Raw genomic sequence first — 17,202 nt, forward strand, 5'->3', positions numbered from 1 at the left:
AAAAAACGAACCCCGAGAGGTTCGTTTTTTTTCGCCTTAGTTTTCTGGATTACAGCTTAGGACCGGCTGCTACCAGTGCCGCACCTGCTGGGGTGTCGGTGTACTTCTCGAAGTTTTCCATAAACAGCTTCGCCAGCTGTTCAGCTTTTTCCTGCCACTGCTCCGGAGAGGCGTAGGTGTTACGCGGATCCAGAATCTGGGGATCAACGCCCGCGAGCGAAGTTGGGATCGCGAGGTTAAACATCGGCAGGGTAAAGGTTTCTGCGTCGTCCAGCGAGCCGTCGAGAATAGCGTCGATGATCGCGCGAGTATCTTTAATCGAGATGCGTTTCCCGGTGCCGTTCCAGCCGGTATTCACCAGGTAAGCCTGCGCCCCGGAAGCCTGCATACGCTTCACCAGCACTTCTGCATACTGCGTTGGGTGCAGCGACAGGAACGCCGCGCCAAAGCAGGCGGAGAAGGTTGGCGTTGGCTCGGTCACGCCGCGCTCGGTGCCCGCAAGTTTAGCGGTAAAGCCAGACAGGAAGTGATACTGCGTCTGGTTTGCGGTGAGGCGTGAAACCGGCGGCAGCACGCCGAAAGCGTCGGCGGTCAGGAAGATAACTTTGGTGGCGTGTCCCGCCTTCGACACCGGCTTAACGATGTTGTCGATATGGTAAATCGGGTAGGAAACGCGGGTGTTTTCCGTTTTGGACGCATCATCAAAGTCGATAGTGCCGTCGGCACGGACGGTGACGTTTTCCAGCAGCGCATCGCGGCGGATGGCGTGATAAATATCCGGCTCTGCTTCTTCCGACAGGCGAATGGTTTTGGCATAGCAGCCGCCTTCGAAGTTGAACACGCCGTCGTCGTCCCAGCCGTGCTCATCGTCGCCAATCAGGCGGCGTTTCGGGTCGGTGGAAAGCGTTGTTTTACCGGTGCCTGACAGGCCGAAGAACACCGCCACATCACCTTTTTCACCGACGTTTGCCGAGCAGTGCATGGAAGCGATGCCTTTCAGCGGCAGCAGGTAGTTCATGATGGAGAACATGCCTTTTTTCATCTCGCCGCCGTACCAGGTGCCGCCGATAAGCTGCATGCGTTCGGTCAGGTTAAACGCCACGAAGTTTTCGGAATTCAGGCCCTGTTCTTTCCAGTTCGGGTTGGTACATTTAGCGCCGTTCATCACCACAAAATCAGGCTCAAAGGTTTCCAACTCTTCGTCCGTGGGGCGAATAAACATGTTCTTAACGAAATGAGCCTGCCAGGCAACTTCGGTAATAAAGCGTACAGAAAGGCGAGTATCAGCGTTGGCGCCGCAGAAGGCGTCGATGATAAACAGGCGCTTGCCGGAAAGCTGCTGCGTGACCAGGCCTTTCAGATCGTGCCAGGTTTCTTCAGAAAGCGGTTTATTGTCGTTTTTGCCTTTTCCGTTGTCTGACCACCACAGCGTGTCGCGGGTGGTGTCATCGCGAACGATGTATTTATCTTTTGGAGAGCGGCCGGTGAAGATGCCGGTATCAACGGAAACGGCACCTAAGGTGGTGACCACGCCGCGCTCAAAACCTTCCAGTTTTGGGTCGAGCTCTTCGCGGTAGAGGGTATCGTAATCGGGGTTATAGACGACTTCGCTGACGTCATGAATGCCATAAGCCTTGAGATCTTGCGGGGTTATGCCTTTAACTCGCATTTCACTGCTCCTTAGCCAATTTATACTGCCTGATATTGTAGGGTTGTTTAGGGGGGGTAACCGCGACCACTATCATAAATTTACTCGCCTGCTTAAATTTACAGGGGAAATGCTTAGGGGATGCCGCAGCGGGGGCAGAGTATGGCAGGAATTCACGGGCTCTCGGGGAAAATATGGCGAATATGTTAACAATTAGGATAAAAACGGAGAACTTTGTGAATGAACGCGCTCTCATACGCAACGCGATGAAACAAGACCGTCATTTGCAGGTCGCAGCCTGCCGTTACACTCAGTCAAAAATCAGCTAATAAGGGATGACTACCATGTTCGTGTCCGAACCGTTACCAAAGGCAACCCGCTGGGGCATTTTGCTGGTGGGGTTTCTTTTAGGCGTGGTGCTGTACCTCACCGAGGGAAATCGAGGCAGCGGCATCTGGCTGCAGGGAGATAGCCAGGCCCTGTACCTTCGTTCTCTCTCCGTGGTGTTCGCAACGACGCTGGCGCTTATCGCTGTACGTTTTAATGGCCTACGGTTCTGGGGGCTGGCGCTTATCCCGCTGCCGGTGGTGGCGCTGATGAGCGGCTGGGTTAACTGGACGACTCAGGGATTGGAGAGTTGGGATCGCCACGATATTGTGCTGGGGTACCAGTGCTCGCTGGCTGCGATGCTCTTTTTAGCCTTGCCGTGGCTGCAGGGACGTCTGCGTTCGAGCGGTGGCTGGGGAGGCTGGCAGGCATTTTACGGTCAGCTCTGGCGTAACGGCATTACGCTGCTGCTGACCGGGCTGCTGGTGCTCTTTTTCTGGGGCGTGCTGGCGCTGTGGGCCGGGTTATTCAAGCTGGTGGATATCACCTTCTTCGACACGCTGTTCTTTAGTTCTTCGGCCTTTGCCTGGATTGCGACCTGTACGGCGGCGGCGCTCGCCGTGACGCTTTGTCGTGACCAGACGCGGGCGATTAACGCGGTAAAACACTTCTTCAGCGTCTTTGCGACCGGCCTTTTGCCGCTGCTGTCGCTGATCTCGCTGATGTTTTTGGCGACGCTGCCGGTGGTTGGCCTCGGGTCTATTTCACAGCATGTGTCCTGCAATGCGTTGCTCAACACCCTCACGTTGATGGTGATGGTCGCCGCCGCGGTGGCCTGGCATCCGGAAAGAGAAACCCGGCCTTATCCAGCCTTGCTGGACGGGGCGATTAAGCTGACGTTGCTGCTGTCTCCTGTTTACGCCCTGCTGGCGAGCTATGCGCTGTGGCTGCGTGTTTCGTCGTACGGCTGGACGCCATCGCGTGTTTATGCCGCGCTTATCACTCTGACGGTGCTGGTCTGGGCCTTCGGCTACGCGGTAACGTTAATTCGTCAGCGTCGGAAGGCCATTTTACAGCCGGGATGTATCAATCGTGCGGTGCTTTTACTGGCTTTGATCCTGCTAGTTGCCGTCAATTCCCCACTTTTAGACCCTTACCGCATCAGCGTGAATAACCAGATGGCGCGTTATCATAGCGGTGTTCTGAAGCCAGAAAAGATGAGTCTGACGATGCTGCAATCGTCCGGTAGACGTGGCTATGACGCGATGCGAGAACTGCAAAAAGATCCGGCATTTGTTGCCAGCCCGGAACGTAAAAAGCAGCTCGAAATGCTGCTTAGTGACAGAAAATCGGGCGGGGCTGCGACGATGAAGCTTACCGTTGAGTCGCTGCGTCAGCGCATCGTGCTGGCAGATAAAAATCGCGTGCCGGAAAACTCGTGGTGGCAGGCGATGGTAAAAGACGAAAGCTATCAGGCTCGGGAGTGCCTGGACGATGAGGATAAATGCCTGCTGGTCGGGATGGATCTGAACGGCGATGGTCAGGATGAATGGCTGCTGTGCCAGCCGGAAATGAACTACTGCAAGGTTTACGGAAAAATGGGCGACAGCTGGAAGGATATCGGGCAAGCCCGGGATCTGGATAAAAACCAGATGATGGCCGCGTTAAAGCAGGCGGCTTCCGAAGGCAAGCTCACGGCCGCACCTAAGGTATGGCAGGACGTGATGGTTCAGGGACAGCGGATCAAAGTCGATTATTATCGCTAAAAAAAACGCCTCCGATTAGGAGGCGTTTCAGCTAATTAGTGAACCTGTGGATCTGCCGGAGAGGCATTGTTGCGGATTGCCGCTATGTCCATTGAATCAAATACATAGTGGCTGCCGCAGTAATCACAGTTCATGTCGATTTCGTTGTCTTCCGCCAGAATGCTGTCGATTTCTTCATCCGGCAGCGTGCGCAGCGCATCGGCACAGCGTTCGCGGGAGCAGGTGCACTTGAACTCTACGTCCTGCGGATCGTACAGCGTGACTTCTTCTTCGTGGTAAAGGCGCCATAACACATCGTTCGCCGGCAGCGTCAGCAGCTCTTCTGCCTTTATAGTTTCGGTCAGCGTGGCCAGATGGTTGAAGTCGTCGGTCTCGGCGTTTTGCGCCGGGAGAACCTGCAGCAGCATGCCGCCTGCCGCCGCTTTACCTTCCACTTCACCGGTACGAATAAACAGGCGAGTTGGCAACTGCTCGGAACGCATGAAGTAATCTTCCAGGCAGGCGGCCAGGGTATCCCCCTCCAGCCCGACCACGCCCTGATAGCGCTCGCCTTCGCTTGGGCTGATGGTGATAACCAGATAGCCGTTGCCGACCAGGTCTTTTAACGCCGCATCAGCCGGAATCTCACCCTGGACGCGAGCTACGCCGCGCATTTGCTGTTTGTTGTTCCCGTTGATCACGGCCAACGTCATCGGGCCATCGCCCTGAAGCTGAACGGTGATGTCGCCGTCAAACTTCAGCGTGGCGGTCAGCAGGCTGGTGGCAACCAGCAGCTCGCCGAGGATATTTTTGACCGGCTGCGGGTAGTCATGATTTTCCATGATCTGCTGCCAGGTTTCAGAAACCGTCACCAGCTCGCCGCGAACGGCGTAGTTTTCAAACAGATAGCGGTGTAGTTGGTCGTGTTGAGTCATCGTCATCTCTCTTGCTGGTAGGCGGATTTACGCTTCGCCACCGTGTTTAAATTTCATCAAATCTCGCCGCTCTTTTTTATCCGGGCGGCGATCGGGGTGGGGCATGGTTAGCGCGTTCATTTTGCGTGCCAGCGCCACTTTTTCCCGCTTGGCGATACTTTCCGCCGTTTCTTCATAAAGCTGAGTGGCTTCCGTGGCCGGCCTGCGCTGCCCGGTAATCGCGAGTACGTTAACGGTGCGTTCGTCATTGCCCTGACGTAGCGTGAGAACCGCGTTCAGCTCAACCAGCTTACTGGGTTTGCTACGCTGGCCGTTGTAGTGCACTTTTCCGCCTTCAATCATTTCCCGCGCCATGGCCCGGGTTTTGTAAAAGCGTGCGGCCCACAGCCATTTATCCAGGCGTACGCCTTCGGCTGCTTTTTCTTTCATTACGCCTCCTTAAACGGAAAGCGACGGGATCAGGCGGCGGTAATCGCTAAGGCCAGGGTGGCGCTCAAACGTTTTTTCCGCTTCGCCTGAATCCGGGTTGAGGACGCCGAAGCAGTAGCGAATGCCAAACTTCGCTGCGGCATCAAGAATCGCTTCGCTGTCGTCGATAAATACCGTTCTGGCCGCGTTGAACCCGGTATGTCCGGCTACCGCCTGCCATAAACGCTGATCTTCTTTCGGATAACCAAATGTGTGGGTAGAAAGCAATAAATCAAGGTGCTTACCCAAACCCGTATGTTCAAGCTTCACCGCCAGATTGTGCGGGTGCGCGTTGGTGAGCAGAATACGGCGCTTGCCGCTGGCTTTTGCTGCCTCAAGAAACGGCACAGTATCTTCACGTAGCGCGGCTTTTGGCCCCTGCTCGGTGGTCATCGCACAGATATCCAGCCCGAGGCGCTCGCTCCAGTAATCGAGACAGTACCAGTTTAGCGTATGCTGCACGGCGTGGTATTCGCGAGAAATCAGTTGATGTGCTTCCTGCAGCGGAATGCCGCGCTGGAGGCTAATGGTTTCCGGTACCAGCTTTTTCCAGAAATGGTTATCAAAGGCCAGGTCCAACAGGGTCCCGTCCATATCCAGCAGCAGGGTGTCAACGTCCTGCCAGGCGATAGCACCAGACATAGCTTTAGTCTCGATTGAGGGAAAAATAGCGTACCAGGGTAGCACAACCCGGTACGCAAAGTTTACCCGTAACGGCTACCTCAGCGGTGAAGGCGGGGTCAGCGTGGGATTGAGGCAGCTGTCGTAGTAACGCTGAATTTCGGCCAGCCTCGTGCTGGCACGACGATAGCGGATGACGGCCAGAACGCCGTTTATCGCAGCACAGACCAGCATCGCAATGAGCATCAGAGAAATGCTGATGTAGCTCCACAGGCTATGCGTATCGGAGATTCGGTGCAGCGTGACGTGCTGGGTTCCGTTGGCGTCGGTATAAATACCGGTAATGATCCCTTCGGCGTGGAACGGCGTTTGCAGCAGCATTTCTGCCAGCCGCTGGAATTCGGTCCACTGCTCCTGAGCCGGGAAGTCATACAGCGACATTGGCGGCAGCGGCTGATCCACGAGATCGCCGCCTTCATCATTGATAATGACATAGCCGCCGGGGGCTGGGCTGTTCAGCGACTGTGCAGCGCGCGCGGTTTCACGAATAAAGAAAGGTGCGGTGGAGGTGGCCACGAGGTTATCCAGCGACTCTGCGCTAACCGGCCGTAGCAGGACATTTACCCCGGTCAGTTTTCCTGAATCGGCACGTTTGATGAGCGAATCCCAGTCTTTGGTATTGCCCAGGTTCACCAGGGCATTTTTAAGGCGAACGCACTCTTCTTCTGCGGTACACAGCGCCTGAGTTTTTTTCACAATCCCGGCAAAATCATCCAGCAAAACCATGCCTGATTTCTGGATGGCATCGGCCAGCTGCGGGTTCACTTTACTGTCGCCCTCACCCCCCTGAGGATGCAGTTGCCCGCTGACTGCCCTGGTCAGGGCTACCGCTTTGTCCATGATTTCAGACTCCGGCAGCGGCAGAGGGCGCGCGGTATTCCAGATTATTTGTGAGCAGTCGAACGGCGTGAACGGGAAGCTTTGGCGAGCGTTATAGCTGCCGGGGGTGTGAATATTACACATCCCTGTTCCCTTCACTCTTAGAGTATCGCCCACCTGCAGCTTGTACTTTGCGAGGTCCTGTACGCTGCTCGCCTCGATGGACTGAGCCCCTTTTAGCCACGAGGCGCTAAGTTTGATGGGCATTTCCAGCGGAACCCAAATAGTCATCATCAGCAGGACCAGCAGCGCACCGGCGGAAATTAACAGGTTACGCACCCAGTGCTGAAGCGGGAAGTTACGCACTTCGTCATGCAGCGAAAGGAAGCGGCCCTGACGCACCACATGGCGGTCGAGATAGATATCAATGTCGGTTTTCTGGCCCAGGTCCTGGGTCACAAACGGCTGCCAGTGCGGCGGATAAATCAGGTCGATAATGCCGAGCGAGATATTGTTCATCTGCTCCTGGTTTGATTCGCCGAACAGCCCCCAGCGCTTAGGCGTGCCGCGCAGGCAGTGGATTTCGCGCAATGCCGTTTTTGCCGGCGGCGCAAAAAGCCCCCACAGCCCGGCGGCAATCAGCAGGACGGCACCGCCAAGAAGCCATGGCAGAAACACCGGAGGCGTAACCAGGCTCAGGAAGAGCATGATAAACGCGATGCAGATAAGCGCCGCTTCGCGCACGCCGTCCGGGCGGCTCAGGGAATATTCTTCCTGCGTTTCCTGGCGGATATTCAGCAGCTCTATCTGTTCACTTTCTTCACCACGGATCGACGCCTGGGTGCCGGAATAACCCTCGATGGCGTACTGCTGCGTGTCCAGCGTATCGTTTTGTAGGGTATTGCCGTTGAGCGAAATCACCAGCGGGATGCTGCTCGTGCGGATAAGCTCCACGTCGTTATCGTTGGTGATGAACTGTTCCCAGAACGGCGGCAGATGGACTTCAACAGAATCGAGGTAATAGCGCCATTTATTGGCGTCATCGGCAGAGAGGCCGTAGCGGGTTATCGACCGGGTCAGAGAAATAACCGTATTGCTTTGCGCCGTCAGCGTCAGCTTGGGCAGCGGATTACTTGCGCCAGACGGGCCGATCAGCTCCTGAGAGCGGGAATAGCGCTCGAGATAATTTTCGACGGCTACGCGTTCTTCCGGAGTCAGCTTGCGCGTTGTTGAACCGGAGAATGAACGATCGTGCGAAACCCGGGCTCGCAGCCGCAGGCTTCGCCAAATTAGCCATCCGGCAATCAGCGTGCAGGCCAGCATAGCAGCTAACAGAAATAATAAGGTGCTCATGCTTTCCCCATCAAACAATCGTCTTTTTCATCAAGCTCGGCAAAAGGTCGGCCTTTCAAAAATTTTAGAGATCAGAAGTCATTATCGGCAGGTAAAGGCACAAACTTGAGCTTTTTTTAGGGCGACCAACCTGCAGTAACACAATGTTAGCAAAGCGACTTCGACTGAAATACAAGTAAATTCCTATTCAATACTACCCGTCTTGACAGGGGGGCGCATTACGTGTTTTGGAAAAACATACGTTACAAAAATGTAAATAATAGCCAATGCTCGTTGCACGATATGTGCGGCATGCCGCACAATAAGTTACCTCTTTCACTGTTGATCCCGGCCACATGAGCAAATCACTAAAAAAACCAACGATTTTACATGTCGAAACCGTGGCGCGTTCGCGGTTGTTTAATGTCGAAACGGTGGACCTGGAGTTCAGCAATGGCGTTCGTCGCGTCTATGAACGGATGAAACCTTCTTCCCGCGAGGCGGTGATGATTGTCCCTATTGTTGATAACCACCTGATCCTAATCCGTGAATACGCCGTCGGCACAGAATCCTATGAACTGGGCTTCTCCAAAGGGCTGATTGACCCCGGTGAAACCGTGTTCGAGGCCGCCAACCGCGAGCTGAAGGAAGAGGTTGGCTTTGGGGCAAACCAGCTCACGTTTTTGAAAAAACTGACGATGGCCCCGTCCTATTTTTCCAGCAAAATGAACATCGTGATTGCAGAGGATCTGTATCCCGAGTCGTTGGAAGGGGACGAGCCGGAAGAGCTGCCGCAGGAGCGATGGTCGCTGGACAAGATGATGGATTTGCTGAATGAAGATGATTTCAGCGAGGCGCGTAACGTCAGTGCGCTCTTCCTTGTTCGGGAATGGTTAAGACAGCAGGGCAGGCTGTAAGCCAAACTGCAAAAGAATTAAAAAGGGCCGCTTTATGCGGCCCTTTCATATTGATGACAAACAGCCGAAAAACGTGGTTTTCGACTGTTTGGGGTAAATCAGAGAATATAATCCATTGTTTTTATTAGGCCGGAGTGGAAATTTTTGAGAACAATGGACTTTGCCGTTAGTTTCAAAGGGCCGCGATGCGGCCCTTTACTATTTTGCACAGGACTAGAACAGCTCGTGCGTTTCCCCGTTATCGATAATCGTGGTGCCGACCTCATGTACAGCCTGCTGTGTAGGCTGCGTGCCTTCAATGAAGTACTCTTCACGACTGTTGCCGCCGTTGGCCAACTGGCCTGTACTGCGGTCGATATTCACGGTGACGATGCCCGGTGGCGGCGTCAATGTCTCTTCCGGTACCCCTGCCAGCGCAATTTTCATGAAATCATCCCAGGCTGGCTGAGCGCTCTTCGCGCCGCCTTCGTAGCCGGAGATCTGGTCTTTGATTGCGCCAGATGCGGTGGTGCGGCCAAGGTCACGACGGTGATCGTCAAAGCCAATCCAGACTGACGTTACGACGCCGGGGCCATAGCCGGAGAACCATGCGTCTTTAGAACTGTTGGTGGTCCCGGTTTTGCCGCCGATATCACGACGTTTCAAATCCCGACCCGCACGCCAGCCGGTTCCCTGCCAGCCCGGTTCACCGTAAATGTTGCTGTTCAGCGCGCTTTTGATCAGGAACGACAGCGGCGTGTTGATCACGTGCGGGGCGTATTCCTCAGCCTGCGCCTTAGCAACCAGAGAGCTGTTAGCCTGTTCAAGCTGCGGCATTGGAACGCTGCTGTTTTGTGGCGCCTGCGAGACCGCCACGTCTTCTACGTCCTGATTTTCCAGCACCGTTGATTTCGCCGTGTCGCCGTAGATAACCGGAATATCGCAGCTTGCGCAGGCGACTTTAGGTTTCACTTCGAACACTGTGTTGCCGGTGTCGTCAACGATTTTGGTGATGTAGTAAGGGTCGACCAGGAAGCCGCCGTTAGCCATAACCGAGTAGCCGCGCGCCACCTGCATTGGCGTAAATGACGCGGAGCCCAAAGCCAGTGATTCGGTATGAACTATGTTCGCGGCCGGGAAACCAAAGCGCTGCAGATACTCAGCGGCGTAATCCACGCCCATCGCTCGCATCGCTCGTACCATCACAACGTTCTTGGACTCACCAAGGCCCTGGCGCAGGCGAATTGGCCCGGCATATTGTGCCGGTGAGTTTTTCGGCCGCCAGTCGGAGCCTGCCCCGGCATCCCAACGCGAAATAGGCACGTCGTTAAGGATGCTTGCCAGCGTCAGGCCTTTATCCATTGCCGCGGTGTACAGGAAAGGTTTGATGTTTGAACCTACCTGACGCAGCGCCTGGGTGGCACGGTTAAATTTGCTTTGGTTAAAGTCGAAGCCACCAACCAAGGCCAGGACGGCACCGTCGTGTGGATTGAGCGAGACCAGCGCGGAGTTCACGTCAGGCACCTGGCCAAGCCACCATGCATCATCCACTTTTCGAACCCAAATCTGCTGGCCTGCCTGAACCACGTCGGTCACCTTGCGTGGCGTAGCGCCTTGGGCGGTATCTGAGCGATATGGGCGAGCCCAACGCATGCCGGGCATGCCAAGCGAAACGGAGCTGCCGTCTGCCAGCATCGCCGTCGCCTCTTCAGACGCTGCGCGAGTGACCACTGCCGGGAGCAGCGGGCCATAAACCGGCAGGTTTTTCAGCGAGTCGACGATTTTTTTCTCATTCCAGGCACTTTCGCCCACTTTCCACAGCACGTTTGACGGGCCGCGGTAGCCGTGGCGCATATCGTAGGCCATGACGTTATTGCGAACGGCGTCTTGCGCACCCTGCTGAATCTTGCGGCTGAGGGTGGTGTAGACCTTGTAGCCGTCTTCGTAGGCTTTGTCGCCGTAGCGGCTGACCATGTCCTGGCGCACCAGCTCTGACAGATAAGGCGCGGAGAAGGCGATTTCAGGCGTGTGGTAGCTGGCGTCGATAGGCTGACTGCGCGCTTCGTCATACTGGCTCTGGCTGATATAGCCTTCGCTCAGCATACGCGACAGCACCACGTTGCGGCGTGAGGTTGAACGGTCCATGGAATAGAGCGGGTTAAAGGTTGACGGGGCTTTAGGCAGCCCGGCAATCACCGCAATCTCGCTCAGGGTCAGCTGATCGACCGTTTTACCAAAATAGACCTGGGCGGCAGCGCCGACGCCATAGGCGCGGTAGCCGAGGTAGATTTTGTTCAGGTAAAGCTCAAGGATTTCATCTTTGCTCAGCATCTGCTCGATGCGTACGGCAAGGAAAGCCTCCTTGATTTTACGCATCAGGGTGCGTTCCGGGCTCAGGAAGAAGTTACGTGCCAGCTGCTGTGTAATGGTGCTTGCACCCTGAGAAGCATGGCCAGAGAACAGCGCCACGCTTGCTGCACGGAAGATACCCACTGGGTCAACGCCGTGGTGCTCGTAAAATCGGCTGTCTTCGGTCGCGATAAACGCTTTTACCATCACCGGCGGAATTTGGTTCAGGGTCAGCGGAATACGGCGTTTCTCGCCGTACTGAGCAATGAGCTCGCCGTCAGCGCTGTAAACCTGCATTGGAATCTGCAGCCGCACGTCTCTTAGGGTCGCAACGTCCGGAAGCTGGGGCTCAATGTATTTGTATAAGCCGTAAATCGAGCCGGCTCCCAGCAGAACGCAACAGACTGCAAGGATTAATAAGTACTTTACGAACTTCACCTTAAATTTCCCATTAGGTTTCAATTGGGCAGTTTCTAAACAACCGCGCGGTAGTATAAAGGCAAGCCAGAAGCTTTGATATACCCGTTACTGTTTCGGGATCAGGGCTGTTCATCATCCGGATAAGGAGATCGAAACCATGATGTTTCCTGGTTGGAGGATTGGCCTGGATATCCAGGCGGAGGGCGTACGCGCCGCTGCGGTGCAGTGGCACCGGCAAGGGTGGCAATTGCGGCATTGGTGGTTTTTACCCTTCCCGAAGCAGGGACTTGCGGGCGGCATGTTACCCGAACCCGCCACGCTGCGCGAGGCGCTTGCTGCGTGGCGTAAAGAAATCCCCGTGCGTCATCACCTGCGGGTTGGCTTTCCGGCTCAGCGCACTTTGCAGCGCCAGGTCCCCCGGCCAGCCCGCCGGCTACAGGAGTCAGCACAGGAAAAGTATATCGCTGGGGCAGCGGCCCGCCAGCTGCAGATGCCCGCGGAACAGCTTTGCTATGACTACCTGGACGAGGGGGAGTCGCTTTACGTGACGGCGGCAAAACAGGAAGACATCGGCGCGCTGCTGGCAAACCTTGCCAGCGTTAAACTCTTTCCCCGGACGATAACGCCGACGGACAAAATTCTTGGCGCTTTGCCCCAGAGTTGTTACTCCGCTGATTGTCGCTTTTTAGTTCATGAAGAACAGGGTTACTGGCTTTGGGCTGCCGTGAACAATCGCGAGCGCTCCGGCTGGCTGGCTAAGCTGCAGGTGGCCGACTTTCCCGCGCTTTGCCTGCAGCTGGGGGCGAGTGCCGGTGAAATCGCGTTTAGCCACGCGGATGGAGATAGTGCCGTGCCCGCTGAGGCTGAACGGCTTAATGCCTGGCAGCCCATCGTTCGCCATCAGCCGCCGCTGCCGCGGCATGGGGGCCTTTACACCCTCGCATTGGGGCTGGCTCTGGGACCCGACCGCTAATGACACCGCTGATAAATCTCCTGCCATGGCGAGCCTCCAGGCGCCACTATCGGCTAAAACTCTGGGCCGGCATCGTGCTGTTCGGCATGCTGCTAGTTGCTGCCCTGGCGCAGCTTTGGGCCACGCCGCTGGCCATGAAAACTCGGCTACAGCAGGCCCAGGCTATCACGCTCGAGGCACAGCAGCCCGTCCTGAAGGCACTGTTATTGCGTAAGCAAACTGAGCTGAAAGACAACCAGCAGCGGCTGGCGGTTCTACGGGCTGAAGTGGCGCGTAAGACCAGTATTTCACGTTGGGAAAGCGTGCTGAATGAGCTTGCCTTTCAGTTGCCCGAAAACAGCTGGCTGCAAAGCGTTAGCTGGCAGAACGAAAACGCTAGCGTATCTGGCGTTGCGGGAGATGCTCGCGAGCTGGGGAAGCTCGAAGCCGCGTTGGGTGCTTTACCCGGAGCCTTTAAGGTCAAGCCCGGCGAGCTGCGTGATGAAAAACATAAGGGGCTTGTCTTTACCTTCACCTTAATACCCAAAGGCGGTGAGCGTGCTGAATAACATTGAGCGCCTTATGAGCGTGCATGTCGGGTTCCGTATTCTGTGCGCAACGGTTTTCCTGCTTGTCATGGCATGGTCGTGCTGGTGGCTGCTGATTCAGCCTCGCCAGCAGCAGCTACTCGAACTAGAACGGCAAAATCAGCAGCACTGGCAGCAAGTGCTCTCGCTGCAGCAGAAGATTGCTGCCGTACCGAAGGTTGAGCCGCTGCCTGATGTTACTCCCTCGACGATTTTTTCCGCGATGGCGGCGGTAAAACTTGGTGGCGGAAGGCTTGTGAAATGGCAGCCTGACCCGCGCCGTGCCGTGCTGGAAATGCTGTTGCCGTGGCCCAAAGTGCCATTGTTCTTTCGGCAACTGGCGGACTACTCGGGCCTGAAGATACCGACCTTTGTTTTGAGCAGTGCCGGGGAGCAAGTTCGGCTGCTACTGACGCTGGAGTTTACCGATGAAAATCGCTAGCTGGATACTGCTGGCTGTACTCAGCCTGCCGCTGCAGGCGGGGCCGCGTAATCCCTTCCTGTTACCGCCATCGCCCTGCGAATCGTTGCTGAAGCGCCTGGATGGCTGGCAGCTGCGCGGTATGTTTTATCGGCCAGGACCAGAAAACAGCATTGCGCTGATGAAACTCTCCGGTAAGCAATGGCAAAGAGTAAAGGAAGGGCAATGGATTGCGCCGGATGTACAAGTAGCGGCCCTGCTTGAGCAACATATGCGGGTTTCTCTTCGGGGGGACTGTGAAGGGAGCTATTACCACTGGAAGATACAGGGAGGATCCGATGATAAGACATATCGTGGCAGGCGCACTGATGCTCGTACCGCTGACGAGCTGGCCGAAAAACAACGTCACTCTGACGCTGGATGAAACGCCGGTCGTGCAGGTTCTGCAAACGCTGGCCGAGCTGCAAAGTTTTAACGTAATGATCGCCCCTGAGGTGACGGGAAACCTCTCTCTGCGTTTGGTTAATGTCCCGTGGGAGCTGGCTTTTCAGCAGGTGCTCAGGTTGTCGAGCCTGACTTCATCAACGACGGGAAACATTCTTCAAATTCGGCAGAAGCAGGACCCGGCGAAGCTCCGCGCTCAGCGGGAGGCCGCGCGTAAGCAAAGCGTGCTTGAGCAACCTTTGATTCAGGCGGTCTATACGCCACGCTATGCTGAGGTAGCCGATCTCGCCGCAGGGATAAAAGCGAATGAAGAGAAGCTGCTCGGGCCCAGGGGCAGTATCACCGTGGATAAGCGCACAAATCGCCTGGTAGTACGCGATAACAAGCAAGCGCAAAAGCGCATTGCGTCATGGGTTGCAGATATGGATGTCTCTATGGGGCAGGTTGAGCTGTCTGCCCATATTGTCACTATCAACCAGGAGAAGCTGCGAGAGCTTGGCGTGAAGTGGAGCGCTCCGGCGGGAGAGGCAGAAGCGAGGTTGCATCAGGCAACAACGGTTTCAAGCCAGCTCGCGGTAAATGCCGCGACCACAACGTTGGGGTTTAATATCGGCCGCATCAATGGCCGCATGCTTGAACTGGAGCTTAGTGCGCTTGAGCAGCAACAGCAACTGGACATTATCGCCAGCCCACGCCTGCTGGTGGCGCATCAGCAGGCTGCCAGCATCAAGCAGGGGACTGAAATTCCATATCAGGTGTCCAACGGCAAAAATGAAGCGACCTCGGTGGAGTTTAAAGAAGCCGTGCTAGGCATGGAGGTGACGCCCACAATCAGCCACCACGGCACGATTCGCCTACAGCTGCGCATTAGCCAGAACATGCCGGGGCGCAGCATCCAACATGCGGATGGCGAGGCATTAGCCATTGATAAGCAGGAGATTGAAACGCAGGTAGAAGTGAAAGACGGCGAGACGCTGGCGTTAGGCGGGATCTTTCAGCAGCAGAACAACCGAACCCTGGATAGCGTCCCTGTGCTGGGAAATATTCCACTTATCGGCCAATTGTTCCGGTACGACGGGAAAAAACGCCAACGTCGGGAATTAGTTGTGTTTATCACCCCAAGGCTGATCGCATTGCCCTAGCCGATTTCCACTTCTGCCTGCGGATTTTTCTGCCAAACAGTGCCCAGGTGTTTGACGGCAGAGAGGAATTAGCTTACAAGGTGTACCGTTTCGGGAGGCAGGGTATTGAGAACCTGTGGCCGGGAAAGCTGGAACAGGCTTTTCGTCCCGAGCCAGGCGCCAGGTGATTTATTCGGTTGCCAAACCCCCTTGAGTATTGAGATAATTTTTAGTCTGATTCTCGAACTCACGCTTATGAGGTTTCAGTTCATGTCCCGCCGCAGCAGGTTGTTATCGGGCGGGTTTACTATCAACGAATTGTCTTAGTAGTACCGAAAAAATGGCAGAGAAACGCAATATCTTTCTGGTTGGGCCTATGGGTGCCGGCAAAAGCACTATTGGGCGTCAGTTAGCTCAGCAACTCAATATGGAATTTTTCGATTCTGATCAAGAGATTGAGAAACGTACCGGAGCTGATGTGGGCTGGGTATTCGACGTTGAAGGCGAAGAAGGCTTCCGCGATCGCGAAGAAAAAATTATCAACGAACTCACTGAAAAACAGGGCATCGTGCTGGCTACCGGCGGCGGCTCTGTGAAGTCTCGTGAAACCCGCAATCGTCTTTCCGCCCGTGGCGTAGTGGTTTATCTTGAGACCACCATTGAGAAACAGCTTGCACGTACTCAGCGCGATAAAAAACGTCCGCTGCTGCAGGTTGAGACTCCACCTCGTGAAGTTCTGGAAGCGCTGGCGCACGAACGCAATCCGCTGTACGAAGAGATTGCTGATGTAACGATTCGCACCGACGATCAAAGCGCCAAAGTGGTTGCAAACCAGATTATTCATATGCTGGAAAGCAACTGATTCTGGCTTAATCAAGAAACGCCTGCGGGCAAAGCAACATAAGGTGGGCTCCGCGTAATGGAGAGGCTGAAAGTCACTCTTGGGGAACGTAGTTACCCTATTACCATTGCCGCCGGGTTATTCAATGACCCGGCTTCCTTTTGGCCGCTGAAAGCTGGCGACCAGACTATGCTGGTCACCAATGAAACTCTTGCGCCTCTCTATCTGGACAGGGTTCGTGGTCTTCTGGAACAGGCAGGCGTTAAGGTCGATACCGTCATTCTTCCGGATGGCGAACAGTTTAAAAGCCTCGCGGTGCTCGATACCGTCTTTACGGCGCTGCTGGAAAAACCTCACGGTCGTGATACTACGCTGATTGCTTTAGGCGGCGGTGTTGTGGGCGATTTGACCGGTTTTGCCGCAGCGAGCTATCAGCGCGGGGTTCGTTTTATCCAGGTTCCCACCACGCTGCTTTCGCAGGTGGACTCCTCCGTAGGCGGCAAAACGGCCGTCAACCATCCCCTCGGCAAAAACATGATTGGCGCGTTCTATCAGCCCGCTTCGGTGGTGGTTGATCTTGATTGCCTGTCAACTTTGCCTGCGCGGGAGCTGGCTTCGGGCCTGGCAGAAGTCATTAAATACGGCATTATTCTCGACGGTGAGTTTTTTGACTGGCTTGAAGAGAATATCGACGCATTGCTGAAGCTGGACGGTCAGGCAATGGCGTACTGTATCCGCCGTTGTTGTGAGTTGAAAGCCGAAGTTGTTGCTGCGGACGAGCGAGAAAGTGGCTTACGTGCTTTACTGAATCTGGGTCATACGTTTGGCCATGCTATTGAAGCCGAAATGGGCTATGGCAACTGGTTGCACGGTGAAGCCGTGGCTGCCGGGATGGTGATGGCGGCGCGAACCGCTCAGCGCCTGGGTCAATTCAGTGAGGCAGAAGTTCAGCGTGTGATCGCGCTGCTGGCACGAGCCGGATTACCGGTTAACGGGCCACAGGAAATGTCCCCTGACGCGTATATGCCCCACATGATGCGTGACAAAAAAGTATTAGCCGGCGAGCTGCGTTTGATTCTGCCGCTGGCAATAGGGAAGAGTGAAGTGCGCGGTGGAGTACCGCACGATGTCGTTCTATCAGCCATTGCTGATTGCCAGCAGGCTTAACAACTAGAATTTTTACAGTATTTAACTTCGGGCGTAATGCGGACATGAG

At 55.3% G+C, this 17,202-nt stretch carries 15 protein-coding genes; 9 read left to right on the forward strand and 6 right to left on the reverse strand.

The window, feature by feature from the left end:
* Positions 1–49 precede the first annotated feature (49 nt).
* Positions 50–1,669, reverse strand: coding sequence for a phosphoenolpyruvate carboxykinase (ATP) (gene pckA, locus HX778_RS11035; protein ID WP_038478047.1), 1,620 nt, complete (start codon positions 1,667–1,669; stop codon positions 50–52).
* Positions 1,670–1,992: 323 nt separating this feature from the next.
* Here pckA and HX778_RS11040 point away from each other — a divergent pair, with 323 nt between their 5' ends.
* Positions 1,993–3,741, forward strand: coding sequence for a DUF4153 domain-containing protein (locus HX778_RS11040; protein ID WP_176981995.1), 1,749 nt, complete (start codon positions 1,993–1,995; stop codon positions 3,739–3,741).
* 35 nt (positions 3,742–3,776) lie between these two features.
* Here the strand turns inward: HX778_RS11040 and hslO are convergent, their stop codons facing one another.
* The 4 genes from hslO to HX778_RS11060 form a co-directional block, all read right to left on the reverse strand.
* On the reverse strand, positions 3,777–4,655 hold the full coding sequence (hslO, locus tag HX778_RS11045) for an Hsp33 family molecular chaperone HslO (RefSeq protein ID WP_081948229.1): 879 nt from the start codon (positions 4,653–4,655) through the stop codon (positions 3,777–3,779).
* A gap of 27 nt (positions 4,656–4,682) precedes the next feature.
* Entirely contained in the window at positions 4,683–5,084 is a 402-nt protein-coding gene (gene hslR / locus HX778_RS11050) for a ribosome-associated heat shock protein Hsp15 (RefSeq protein WP_038478059.1), read from the reverse strand.
* Between the two features lie 9 nt (positions 5,085–5,093).
* Positions 5,094–5,765: a GMP/IMP nucleotidase gene (gene yrfG, locus HX778_RS11055; protein WP_038478062.1), complete on the reverse strand. Its 672-nt coding sequence runs from the start codon at positions 5,763–5,765 to the stop codon at positions 5,094–5,096.
* A gap of 75 nt (positions 5,766–5,840) precedes the next feature.
* Complete coding sequence (locus HX778_RS11060) at positions 5,841–7,976, reverse strand: intracellular growth attenuator family protein (RefSeq protein WP_038478065.1); 2,136 nt, start codon at positions 7,974–7,976, stop codon at positions 5,841–5,843.
* 335 nt (positions 7,977–8,311) lie between these two features.
* On the opposite strand from HX778_RS11060, the gene nudE reads away from it, so the two are divergent.
* The gene (nudE, locus tag HX778_RS11065) at positions 8,312–8,872 is read left to right on the forward strand and encodes an ADP compounds hydrolase NudE (protein WP_038478068.1); all 561 of its coding nucleotides are present in this window, start codon (positions 8,312–8,314) and stop codon (positions 8,870–8,872) included.
* A gap of 213 nt (positions 8,873–9,085) precedes the next feature.
* Here nudE and mrcA read toward each other — a convergent pair whose 3' ends face one another.
* Positions 9,086–11,638 (reverse strand): peptidoglycan glycosyltransferase/peptidoglycan DD-transpeptidase MrcA, encoded by a 2,553-nt coding sequence (gene mrcA, locus HX778_RS11070; RefSeq protein WP_176981996.1) that lies wholly within the window; start codon positions 11,636–11,638, stop codon positions 9,086–9,088.
* Between the two features lie 139 nt (positions 11,639–11,777).
* Here mrcA and HX778_RS11075 point away from each other — a divergent pair, with 139 nt between their 5' ends.
* From HX778_RS11075 to aroB, 7 genes are all read left to right on the forward strand, one after another.
* Positions 11,778–12,593 carry a pilus assembly protein gene (locus tag HX778_RS11075; RefSeq protein WP_176981997.1) on the forward strand — a complete coding sequence of 272 codons (816 nt, stop codon included), beginning with the start codon at positions 11,778–11,780 and terminating at the stop codon, positions 12,591–12,593.
* On the forward strand, positions 12,593–13,141 hold the full coding sequence (locus tag HX778_RS11080) for a PilN domain-containing protein (RefSeq protein WP_176981998.1): 549 nt from the start codon (positions 12,593–12,595) through the stop codon (positions 13,139–13,141). The genes HX778_RS11075 and HX778_RS11080 overlap by 1 nt, the downstream gene beginning before the upstream one ends.
* Positions 13,131–13,601, forward strand: a complete 471-nt coding sequence (locus HX778_RS11085; protein ID WP_176981999.1) for a hypothetical protein — start codon at positions 13,131–13,133, stop codon at positions 13,599–13,601. The genes HX778_RS11080 and HX778_RS11085 overlap by 11 nt, the downstream gene beginning before the upstream one ends.
* On the forward strand, positions 13,588–14,004 hold the full coding sequence (locus HX778_RS11090) for a HofP DNA utilization family protein (protein ID WP_176982000.1): 417 nt from the start codon (positions 13,588–13,590) through the stop codon (positions 14,002–14,004). The genes HX778_RS11085 and HX778_RS11090 overlap by 14 nt, the downstream gene beginning before the upstream one ends.
* Positions 13,919–15,166: a type IV pilus secretin PilQ gene (gene pilQ / locus HX778_RS11095; protein WP_176982001.1), complete on the forward strand. Its 1,248-nt coding sequence runs from the start codon at positions 13,919–13,921 to the stop codon at positions 15,164–15,166. The genes HX778_RS11090 and pilQ overlap by 86 nt, the downstream gene beginning before the upstream one ends.
* Before the next feature lie 319 nt (positions 15,167–15,485).
* The gene (aroK, locus tag HX778_RS11100; protein ID WP_016538517.1) at positions 15,486–16,007 is read left to right on the forward strand and encodes a shikimate kinase AroK; all 522 of its coding nucleotides are present in this window, start codon (positions 15,486–15,488) and stop codon (positions 16,005–16,007) included.
* 57 nt (positions 16,008–16,064) lie between these two features.
* Positions 16,065–17,153 (forward strand): 3-dehydroquinate synthase, encoded by a 1,089-nt coding sequence (gene aroB, locus HX778_RS11105; protein ID WP_038478086.1) that lies wholly within the window; start codon positions 16,065–16,067, stop codon positions 17,151–17,153.
* Positions 17,154–17,202 lie beyond the last annotated feature (49 nt).

It is taken from the genome of Cedecea sp. P7760, assembly GCF_013386425.1.
Taxonomy (GTDB): domain Bacteria; phylum Pseudomonadota; class Gammaproteobacteria; order Enterobacterales; family Enterobacteriaceae; genus Cedecea; species Cedecea selenatireducens.